This is a genomic window from Occallatibacter riparius (assembly GCF_025264625.1).
Lineage (GTDB): Bacteria > Acidobacteriota > Terriglobia > Terriglobales > Acidobacteriaceae > Telmatobacter > Telmatobacter riparius.
The window spans coordinates 75,544-85,913 of sequence record NZ_CP093313.1; the positions used below are offsets into that span (position 1 = coordinate 75,544).

11 protein-coding genes are annotated in these 10,370 nt (G+C 55.0%); 4 read left to right on the forward strand and 7 right to left on the reverse strand.

What is annotated here, in order from left to right; translation table 11 throughout:
• The first annotated feature begins 43 nt into the window (after nt 1–43).
• The 4 genes from MOP44_RS00260 (at nt 44) to MOP44_RS00275 (ending at nt 1,749) form a co-directional block, all read left to right on the forward strand.
• Nucleotides 44–304, forward strand: coding sequence for an RNA polymerase sigma factor (locus tag MOP44_RS00260; RefSeq protein WP_260793885.1), 261 nt, complete (start codon nt 44–46; stop codon nt 302–304).
• Nucleotides 301–708: an RNA polymerase sigma factor gene (locus MOP44_RS00265; RefSeq protein ID WP_260793886.1), complete on the forward strand. Its 408-nt coding sequence runs from the start codon at nt 301–303 to the stop codon at nt 706–708. The genes MOP44_RS00260 and MOP44_RS00265 overlap by 4 nt, the downstream gene beginning before the upstream one ends.
• Before the next feature lie 169 nt (nt 709–877).
• A complete protein-coding gene (locus MOP44_RS00270; protein WP_260793887.1) occupies nt 878–1,144 on the forward strand; it encodes a hypothetical protein in 267 nt (88 codons plus the stop codon).
• A gap of 269 nt (nt 1,145–1,413) precedes the next feature.
• On the forward strand, nt 1,414–1,749 hold the full coding sequence (locus MOP44_RS00275) for a hypothetical protein (RefSeq protein ID WP_260793888.1): 336 nt from the start codon (nt 1,414–1,416) through the stop codon (nt 1,747–1,749).
• Nucleotides 1,750–1,965: 216 nt separating this feature from the next.
• Here the strand turns inward: MOP44_RS00275 and MOP44_RS00280 are convergent, their stop codons facing one another.
• The 7 genes from MOP44_RS00280 to MOP44_RS00310 form a co-directional block, all read right to left on the reverse strand.
• Nucleotides 1,966–2,688, reverse strand: coding sequence for an SDR family NAD(P)-dependent oxidoreductase (locus MOP44_RS00280; RefSeq protein WP_260793889.1), 723 nt, complete (start codon nt 2,686–2,688; stop codon nt 1,966–1,968).
• 127 nt (nt 2,689–2,815) lie between these two features.
• On the reverse strand, nt 2,816–3,595 hold the full coding sequence (locus MOP44_RS00285) for a sigma-70 family RNA polymerase sigma factor (RefSeq protein ID WP_260793890.1): 780 nt from the start codon (nt 3,593–3,595) through the stop codon (nt 2,816–2,818).
• 47 nt (nt 3,596–3,642) lie between these two features.
• Nucleotides 3,643–4,230, reverse strand: coding sequence for a hypothetical protein (locus MOP44_RS00290; RefSeq protein ID WP_260793891.1), 588 nt, complete (start codon nt 4,228–4,230; stop codon nt 3,643–3,645).
• Between the two features lie 570 nt (nt 4,231–4,800).
• Nucleotides 4,801–5,943: a sigma-54 interaction domain-containing protein gene (locus MOP44_RS00295; protein WP_260793892.1), complete on the reverse strand. Its 1,143-nt coding sequence runs from the start codon at nt 5,941–5,943 to the stop codon at nt 4,801–4,803.
• Nucleotides 5,944–5,986: 43 nt separating this feature from the next.
• On the reverse strand, nt 5,987–6,364 hold the full coding sequence (locus tag MOP44_RS00300; RefSeq protein WP_260793893.1) for a response regulator transcription factor: 378 nt from the start codon (nt 6,362–6,364) through the stop codon (nt 5,987–5,989).
• A gap of 125 nt (nt 6,365–6,489) precedes the next feature.
• The gene (locus MOP44_RS00305) at nt 6,490–7,116 is read right to left on the reverse strand and encodes a response regulator transcription factor (protein ID WP_260793894.1); all 627 of its coding nucleotides are present in this window, start codon (nt 7,114–7,116) and stop codon (nt 6,490–6,492) included.
• On the reverse strand, nt 7,113–10,358 hold the full coding sequence (locus tag MOP44_RS00310; protein WP_260793895.1) for a sensor histidine kinase: 3,246 nt from the start codon (nt 10,356–10,358) through the stop codon (nt 7,113–7,115). The genes MOP44_RS00305 and MOP44_RS00310 overlap by 4 nt, the downstream gene beginning before the upstream one ends.
• Between the last annotated feature and the right edge of the window lie 12 nt (nt 10,359–10,370).

The following is a 10,370-nucleotide window of genomic DNA, read 5'->3' on the forward strand; positions in this document are numbered from 1 at the left end:
TGTCGAATACCAAAATGCTGAGCCATTCAAGGGAGGACACCAGATGCATAGAGCAGCCGAAACCAAACAGGACGAACTGAGCACAAATCACTCATTCAACAGCGAGGATTCCTCTCTGGTTGCTTCCGCCAGAGCGGGCGACTGCGAGGCTTTCGATGTCCTTGCTTCAACCTACCGGAAAAGAATTCTCAATCTCGCCAGACGTATCACAAGGAATCATGAAGACGCCGAGGACGTCACGCAACGGACGTTGATGAAGGCGTTTCTCAATGTGCGCGGCTTCAAAGAACCTGCGCGTTTATGACCTGGCTCAAGCGCATTGCGATCAATGAGGCGCTCATGCTGAAGCGGTACATAAAGAGCCGACCCGAAGTTGGCTGGCCACAGTCCCCTGAAGCTGGAGAACTTGGACTTTCCTTTGAATTTGCAGACGTCAGACCGAATCCCGAGCAGTGCTTTGAAACGCACGAATGGCGTCAGTTCCTGTTGGCTGAGATTAAGAAACTCACGCCAAACGCGCGATCAGCGATGGAAACGCGTTATCTGAACGAGTATTCGATGAAAGATCTGGCTGTCGCATTGGGCATTTCGGTGAGTGCAACAAAGGCTCGCCTGTTCCGAAGCCGAAATATTCTTCGGGCCGAACTCACACGTTCACTTAATACCAGGGGGACAGGACGTGACCAGCCAACAAGCCTTCCTGCATGAAGAGTCGCTCACTCCTCGCTAGGGCATAAAGTGGGGGGGGGGAATTCGTGGCGGTATTCGAGAATGCGCGAGTTGGGAGCGGCAATACGGAGCAGTGCTGCCAGCATAACTATCACTCATCCAAACTTTGAGTGGACTTTTATTTGCAGGATGGAGTTAGGAAACATCAATGTTCATCTTCGAGAGCAAGAACAGAAAAATGCGAGCCGACACAGATGCCTGCTACGAGGCCGTCGCAAGTCAGGAAGAAGCATACCTTGAAAACGCAGAAGAAGACCTGCGCATGATCTTGGAAGCCGACGATCCGGCTCCACACTCAGGTGCGGAGCCCGATCAACAACGAGAGAACGCAGTCGAAGAACTCATCACCGGCGATTCTGACGATCCTCCGCTTAGCGAAGACTCCGTTGCAGAAATGCTTCGGCCGCTTCTGTAGCCGAATCGAACCGTGCGCAGCACTCATCGGGCCAAGGGTTGAATCAGTGTCCTCCACGGGACCCTCGAGGTATCTGACACTCAAGGACGGCGAACTATGTCACTGGCTGGATTAGCCACGGAACCGAATCTGACGAGCCGTCGCGTCGCAGCGTCTGAGGAGAGCGATAATTTCCAACTTGGGGGAAGGACTTTCTCTGAGAGGTCAACTCGCCTTCCAACTGGAAACCTGATCAAGTGCGATTCTCGTGACGCACGACGAGGTGTTGCGTGAAGATTAGCCCTGACGCCGGGAAGCCGGCTGACCAGTCCGTGCTGGTCAACGTTCCGAAGCTCGTTACAGCCTACTACGAGTCGCGGCCAGATCCGAGCAATCCTAGACAGCGGGTTGCCTTCGGTACCTCCGGCCATCGCGGATCTGCGCTGGATGTTGCATTCAACGAGTGGCACATTCTGGCCATTTCTCAGGCGATCTGTGATTATCGCAAGCTCCGGAAAATCGATGGGCCGCTATTTCTTGGGATGGATACCCACGCGCTCTCCGAACCAGCATTCGCGAGCGCGATGGAAGTGCTCGCGGCTAATGATATCGACTTCATCACTTGAAGGTCTCGTGAGGCTCGGGGTCTGTGCCCGCGTTCCTGTCGTTCGCTTGCTCGAGACGTATCCCATTGCGGCCACAAAGCTAGACGCCAAGATGCAGGACTCGACAATGTTGACAAAGAACATTGAGACGCGAACCTCCAGCCAGGCTAGATCTTGCAGCGCTTATCGGGCAAGCCGCTCCAGCGGCCCAGCCTGGCTCTCAGGTATGCTTCGTGCTTACCACTTGCCAACATGCGCGCCGTCATCAACGTATAGAACCTCGCCGGTTACATGACTGGCCTCGCTCAGATATATAACGGCATCGGCGATGTCTCTCGGTTCAGCGATTGCCCCCATCGGAGAGAAGGAGTTCAGGAAATCCTTCGGAGTGCCCCTGTGCATAGGAGTGTCGACAATCCCGGGCGCGACCGCATTGAATCGGATCTTCTCTATTGCGTATTCAGCTGCCAGGCTGAGGGTAATCGAGTTCAACCCTCCTTTTGTGATCATCGGTATCGAGCCACGAGCTCCTGCGATGGGGTGGTCTGCCGTCGACGACGTGATGGTCGTTACGCTGCCTCCTGTACCCTGCTTCAGCATTTGTGCGACTGCCCGCTGGCTGATGTAAATGAAACCCTCCAGGTTCGTGGAGACAAATGCGCGAAAGTCCTCGGCGGTGTAGGCGGTGAATGGTTTCGATGCGAAGACACCCGCATTGTTCACCAGATGATCGATTGTGCCAAATCTGTCGACTGCAATCCTTGCGATCTTTTCAGCCGTCTCGGGAAGACCGATGTCCCCATCGACCAACGCCAATCTCGGCGACGGTGGCAGACCTGATTTGGAAATTGCACGTGAGGTCGCGATGACGTCATAGTCCCGATCCAGAAAGGCCTGGACAACCGCTGCCCCAATCCCTTGGGACGCGCCGGTCACGATAGCTGTCTTCTTCCGTGTCATTTCTCACTCCGTTCAGCAAAGGTCGAGTGCCGGAGGCTCTTGTTTTAGAAGGAGGGTTTTACACGTCCTGTCAGTGAGACTGGGCCGCTAGCGGTCTGGAGTAGACCACTGCGGTACGAGATGATTGTTAGCTCGGGTCAACGCAAAGGGTCCCACCGTTCCACAATTTTGATGACATCGTGGCAACGAACTTTTGGATGCGGTTAGGGCCGACGGCCCGGAACTGTGTCAAGGCTGCGGACCGGCTAGCCCCTGCAAAGGCCGCTGCATCCCTCGCGAGAACATTCTCAAGTGCCGAGAGATCTCCGATTTGAGCAGCCTGGATGAAGGCATCAAGAAGGCGCGTCTTTTCGACGGAGATAACGGACGAGCGCCTCCCTTCGGCAAGATGCTTTCGAGCTCTAACAACGAGTTGTCGACTGTTTGCTTCCGCAATTCTCAAAACTTCTGCAATTTGGCTGTAGGAATAATCGAACGCTTCACGCAGGATGTAAGCCGCACGCTCTGGCGGCGAGAGTCTCTCGAGCAGCATGGCGATTGCGTGCTCTAATCCGGCATTGCGGATCGCACCTAGTTCAGGGTTTGCCCGCGTCTCTATCAGCTCTGGAAGCCATGGACTATCGAAGGTTTCGCGACGCCAGCGCGCGGATTGGGCGATATTGAGACACAACCTTGTGGTAGTCGTCGCGAGGAACGCGGGCACATCCAGCACCACACTGCGATTAGTCTGTTGCCACCTCAGCCAGGCATCCTGCACTACATCTTCCGCCTCTGCCGCGCTCTGCAGGATGCGGAAGGCAATTGCGAACAGACGCGGACGGACTTCGGTGAATGCAGCGATATCGGTTGCAAGCTCGCGGGTGATCGTATCAAATGCCTGTGTAGGAAGTACCTCTGCAGTAGCCATGAAAAGCTCCTATTTGAACCGGCGTGTTTCCCTTCGACCGAAGGTGCTTAGTTGAATGCGGCTGATAAAGCGCGTTGAAGACATTCCAAAAGAAGCTGCGCAGTCTTAAGCTCCGACAAGTCGCCCGTTGCTTGAGTCGTCGCCATCGTGCGCTCGATTATCAGAACTGCAGCAGAGGCAGCTAGCTCAGGACAGTGAAGCCCCATTTTTGTCGCCGACAGTTCGATACATCGTCTTAACTGATCCTTCGGGGAGCTGCTGATTTCGGGGCTCTGACCATCGAAGTCACAATGTGAAACGATGCCCTTGATAAGGGCGGAGCAACGCAACTGCGAATTCTCGAACCATTCCCGCAGCACGTCAGCGATTATTTCCAAACCTCGCCCGGTATTCGTCTCGCTTCGCATGTTGATCTGGTATTGAAACCAGCCCACCCAGACTGCGTCTCGACCGTCGAGGAATGCTTGGATGACGCCTTCTTTCGTCCGCACTCCTTCATGGAGGGTCGATTCGTACACTCGGGTTCCATCCAGAGTCGGTAGCGCCTGTACTCTTTCAGAGCCTCGGTAGAAGACCACCAATGAACTCACAACAATGGAATCGCTCGTTCCCCTGCGCTGTATGATCCTGGCCATTGATCTCTCCTCCCCCACCCATTAGGGCCCGATTCGCTGCTCTCTTCGAGCATGTAGAGTGCACGCGGCTGACCAAAAGCTGTCGAGTATCGTCGAGAGCGTGAACTGCGCAGACAATGCACTTAGGTGTTTGTTCGGCAAGGCGGGGCCGATCATCGACGACGACATTTCGTGAAGCACACCCGTCCAGGGCTTTTAGTCACGAGATGGCGTGAGTGTCCTTACCATCCCGCACGTGTTAAACCAGCACCTGTTGGGGAGCTTTGATTTGGTTGTCGATGTGGCAAAGTGGCGATGAATGGCAACGTTTCATTGCGCCGCAAAGATGTCGATTAGCGGATTAGCGTCGAATCCGCGAAGGATGAAAGGATGGGGCAGTTCAGGCCGGAGTTGCAAATGAATGTAAGGTGCATGCGCAGAGCGGTCGAATGATCGTCAAGCTCACGAGTTCACGAGTTCATCGCGTGACGCAGCTTCACTCCATTGCCCACCCGCAGAGGCGCGCTGCTGCATATTGCTGCGCCAACTGTATTCAGTGAATGCATCGCGTCTCGTGCGGTAGCCGCTCTGTCACTCTGTGCAGGCGTCGCTCTCGCTCCGAGTTCTTTTCGCATTTCCGCTTCTGGCATGGCATGGAGACTGCGCCGAATTCAAAGAACTGTGCGACGTATTGTTCCGAATTCCCAGCCTGTCCATTAAGCTGCGCAGTGTGTTCGGGTGAATGTTGAGAATGGCTCCCGCCCCATTGGGGCCGCTGATCAGCCAACCGGTTCTATCCAGCACCCGAAGAATGTGTTGGCGCTGGATATCCTCCAGCGAATCTAAGTATGCTCGATCTGGCAAGGCTCCCGGCTTGGTCCTCCTACGGGAAACCTCAATTGCGCCCAGTTTGGGAGCAGAGCCCATGGCGACCTCCGCTGGCGAAAGCGGATTCGGGAGCACTCCATCGTCCGACCGGATAACGGCGCGTTCTACCAGGTTCTGAAGCTCTCGTACGTTGCCCGGCCAATCGTATGCCGCGAATGCATTCAATGTTGATTGTGGGACTTCCTCAATCCGCTTACCCATGCGCCTCGAAAATACATCCACAAAGTGCATGACCAGTTCGCGTATGTCATCCCGGCGTTGTCGCAGAGGCGGGATAGAGATTGGAAAGACGTTTAGCCGGTAATAAAGGTCGCTACGGAACTCGTTGCGCGCAACCATCTGGGACAAATCGCGATGGGTGGCGGCGACAAGGCGGACATTGATTCGATGTGTACGTCCGCTCCCAAGTCGCTCGAACTCTTGTTCCTGTATGACGCGTAAGAGCTTTGGCTGGAGGGCTAGGGGGAGATCACCTATTTCGTCCAGGAAGAGTGTGCCGGTATCTGCCATTTCGAAGCGGCCCACCCTGTGTGCGACAGCGCCGGTAAATGCACCTCTTTCGTGCCCAAACAGTTCACTCTCCAACAGATCAAAGGGGATTGCGGCGCAGTTTAGCTTTACGAATGGGCATCCGCAGCGTGTGCTCACGTTGTGAATCGCGCGCGCGATCAACTCCTTGCCGGTCCCTGTTTCTCCAAGGATCAGCACCGTGGAACCCGTCGGCGCAACGCGCTCAACTTCCGCGAGAACCGATTCCAGAGCCGCACTTGTGCCCACTATCTGGGCAAATTCCTGGTCTCTTTCCTCTTGCTGACGAGGCTGAGGTTTTCCGGTGGACGAGCCCACAAAGACCTCCAACAGAGACTGAGCCGGGGAAAGGCATCAGCCTTCAACTTGCTAGGGCTGCACGAACGGATTCAAGTAGAGCTTCACCGTCAAAAGGCTTAGTGAAAAATTTGACTGCGCCGGCGCGCATTGCCTGCATTCGCATCTTTTCGTCGCCGTGTGCGGTAATGAAGATGGTCGGGATTGGGCAGCGATCAGAGTTCAGCTTGGATTGAAGCTCAAGCCCAGACATACCTGGCATTCTGATATCAGTGATGAGACAGCCAGTGTCGTGTTGCCGGCCAGAGTTCAGGAAGGCTTCGGCAGAGTCAAACGCCTGTACCAAGAGACCTGCCGATTTGAGCAAACGCTGCACGGCGATTCGATACGATTCGTCGTCTTCGATTACGGCCACCATTTTGTCCCTGCTCTCCATAGCCATACAGATCAGGATCGAGTCGCTTCGCGCGAAACGCAATTATTGATAATCATAAGTTCGCTGATAGGTATTTATAGTGAGCGCCTCCTCGGATGAAGAAGGGTGCAGTGACGATTGCCAACGGGCGGCTAGTTGACTGATGGAAGCTTAAGCTTTTCTGCCATTCTTCCCAACTCAGCGGGAGAACTGGCCTGCATTTTGTGCATCACCTGCCCACGATGGACGGTTACCGTGATTTCTGTCGTGCCGAGAGTCGAGGCAATCTGCTTCGTGAGCATTCCAGAAGCGATGAAATTCATGACCTCGCGCTCGCGCGCGGTCAATCTCGCGTGACGCTCCTTCAATTCTGCAAGCTCGTTCTGCTCCTGCCTCGTTTCCCTGTCCCGCTTCAGGGCTTGCTGGATTGCATCGATGAGATCCTGATCTCGAAATGGTTTAGTCAGAAACTCCACCGCACCGGATTTCATCGCTTGTACGCTCATGGGAATATCCCCGTGACCGGTGATGAAAATGACTGGAATCTGAACTCCCATCTCGCACAACTTGCGCTGTACATCCAGCCCACTCATCCCTGGAAGGCGCACGTCCAGCAGAAGGCAGCTCGGACTATTGGAGAGTTTATGCCGCAGAAATTCCTCTGGCGTAGCAAACGACAGGGATTGCAGGCCCACCGTTCTCAGTAAACGCTGCATCGCCGCCCGCATCCGGGCGTCATCGTCAACGATAAATACAACAGCCGGACCGGCGGACGTCATTTACCGTCTCCCTCCGTGATCGGCAACGTGAACTGAAACGTTGCGCCTGGTCCGGAGTTCGCGTTGGCCCAAATTCGGCCGCCATGTGATTCAACAATGGAACGAGTAATCGCGAGTCCCAGACCGGTGCCTTGCGATTTGGTGGTAAAGAAGGCATCAAAGATGTGATCGACTTTTCCAGCAGGCAATCCAATGCCCGTGTCACTTACAGATATCAGCACTCGACTGTCTTGCCCCAGCTGCGATTCAATACTGAGCTCACCGGTCGTTTCCCGCATCGCTTCTATTCCGTTGACCATGAGATTCATCAACGCCTGCTGAAGCTGCACGCGATCCACCATCACGTGTGGAAGATGGCTCGCAAGATGCGTCCTTATCATCACGGAATGCAGATCCGCTTCCTTCAGGAACATCACCACCATATCGCGGATGACTTCGTTTACGTCAACTCGCTCTTGAGGCGAACAAGAGCCCTCTCGGAACAATGATCGAACCCGCTCGATGATCTCTGCTGCACGTCGGGCGTCCTTAACCATTTCTAGGGCGGCTTCTCGCGCTTCGGGTAGATCAGGCTTGTCGCGATTGATTAACCGCAAACACGCTTCCGCATTCGTAACGGCTGCTCCAATTGGCTGTTTGATTTCATGTGCCAACGAGGCAGTCAGTTCGCCCATGGTGCTCACTCGGTTCATGCGCGCGAGCTCCGCCCTCGCTTGGCGAAGCATTTCTTCCGCGCGATTGCGCTCTAGCTGTCTCTGCTCGATGTGGCGGACACGCAGAAGGTAGAACAACCACAAGGTCGTGATGATGGCAATACCACAGAGAATTCTAAATGTGATCGTCTGGTAGAACGCTGGCCGCACATCAAACCGAATCACTGTTCCAGCCTGATTCCAGACTCCATCGTTATTACACGCGATCACTCGGAACTGATAGGAGCCCGGGCCGAGGTTTGTGTAGAAAGCTTCCCGACGCGTACCCACATCCTGCCACTCATTGTCTTGCCCGACAAGCTTATATCGAAAACGAACCCGTTCTGGAACGGTGAGGCTGGTCGCCGTATAAACGATTTGTAAGTTTGCAATTCGGGGCGGCAACGTCAAATCAGCGGAGTTGTCATATCTCTTGCCGTTCGCGATAACAGATTCAATCAAGACGGGCGGCGGCACTGAGTTCCGCACAATTCGATTCGGATTGATCCATGCCAATCCTTTCATCGTTGCAAACCAAATGCGACCGTCTTCTGTTCGAACGGATGAAGGCGATGCTAGCGGTCCCCTGAGCTCTGTTGTCAGTCCATCTTGCACGCCGAAGCTCTCGAATTCGACTTTGCCGTATGCCGGCTGCCGAAGCTCTGATTCCGAAATGTGAATGATTCCCCGGTTGTCGGAGAACCACAGGCCGCCTTCGGAATCGACAACGAGTCCGGAGACGCCGTCGAAGGCACTTCCATCTGATGGAGCGATCGGATGGAAACGGCTTCCATCAAAGGATTCAAGACCGAACTCGCCGCCTATCCACAGATTCGCCCCTCTGCCTTGGATCGTCGTAATAGTCCCTACCTGAACGCCGTCCTTAGCTGCGAAGAGTCTAAGCCTGTTTCCGTCCAGCATCGCTACCTGGTTTGCAAATCCAAACCAGATTTTTCCGCTTGAATCGGTAAACTCCGCATTTGCGGTTCCTCGGGGACCACCCAGGCTCTCGAGACTGGTCCAACTGGATCTTTCCAGTCGAAAGGTTCCTGACTCCGTGGAGATCCACAACCTGCCCGATGCATCCCGGGTGAGTGCTTTAACACGCGACTGCTCACTGACGGTGATCCCGCCCGCTTTGGGCAGATCGATTTGCCGCAAGGTCTGCCCCTGCCCAACAGGCTCAACGCTATGGTATTTGTAGGCCACGGTTCCTGGCTTCGGTCTGATCAAATCCGAACGTTCGTCCGAAATGCGCAAAATAGAACGCCATGTCGCGACCCAGACAACTCCATCAAGATCGCGATATGCGCAATCAACGTTCTGATCACGCAATTGCGTCGCGATCCGGTCGTCCTGAATGTTCAGCAGAACCTCAGGCCCCCTACCCGCAGCCCAAAGTCCGCCGTGAGCATCTGCGGCGATCGCGCTCGCTGTAAAGGAACTCAATGATGGGATCGGAAGGGCACCACGATGAGAAATCGGTTGGAGAGGCAGCGAGACCACAGGTGTCTGTTGAAATCGATCCAGCCCACCGCTCGTACCGATCCATACATTCCCCTCGCGGTCCTGAAGCACGGAGTATACGTAGTCGCTGGTAAGGCCATCCTTCTGTGTGAACGCCTCCACCTCAGCATTGTGAAACATCCAGGCAGACGGCCCCCTGACCTTCGGTGGGTGCAGGCGCTCCGGATACGGAACTCGACGAATTCCATTGCCGGCACTCGTGATCCAAAGACTTCCCTGACTGTCAAATGCGATTGCCAGGGATCCAACGAGAACTGCCGGGCCCGTCCTTCCGCTGTTCTTTCCAGACAAGGGGACAGTTCTGACCCCGTACCCCCCTTCTGCCATCCACAAGATCCCGTCGGGCGCTTCGGAGAAGCTGTGTACAAAAGGCTTGAGGTGTTGTGCCGCAACCCTGAACCGATGTCCTCCCTCGACGAGATATGCCACAGTAGTTGGCGTTCCCACCCAAACGGTCCCCGCGTGATCCACGAAGAGGGAGTAGGCTTCGCCTGAGAACCCCCAATCAGTTCCGACCTTCTTCCACCGGGAACCTTCCAGTCGAGCCAGGCCATCTTTTCCCGCCGCTATCCAAATTGTGCCTTGCCGGTCCCGTGCGAAGGCCAACACGGCACGAGGGGGAATCCCATCGTCCTTCTCGTAATTGATCACCGTGCCATTTTTTATGAAACTAACCCCTCCATACCAATAGCCCACCCAGAGCCCCCCATCTGGCACAGCGAATAGAGAAGCCACATTCCGTTGGGGAAAAGCCTGTCCTGACTGCGGTGTATAACGCTCAATCCGTATTCCATCGAATCGAAACAATCCCGTTGCCGCACCCAGCCACAGGTAGCCATCAGTAGTTTGGGCCAGTGCATGTACCTCACCCGGCGCTCCTTCCATCTGGGTCCAGCCCGTGTGGTACAGCTGATCGAGCCGGCGATCACGATCGAGAGAACGTGCGGGGGCACACACGCCTAGACAAAAGATGCAAACCAGAATCCTCATTGCGATCGAAGGAGGAAGAATAACCATTTTCATTGTCCGCTCGTA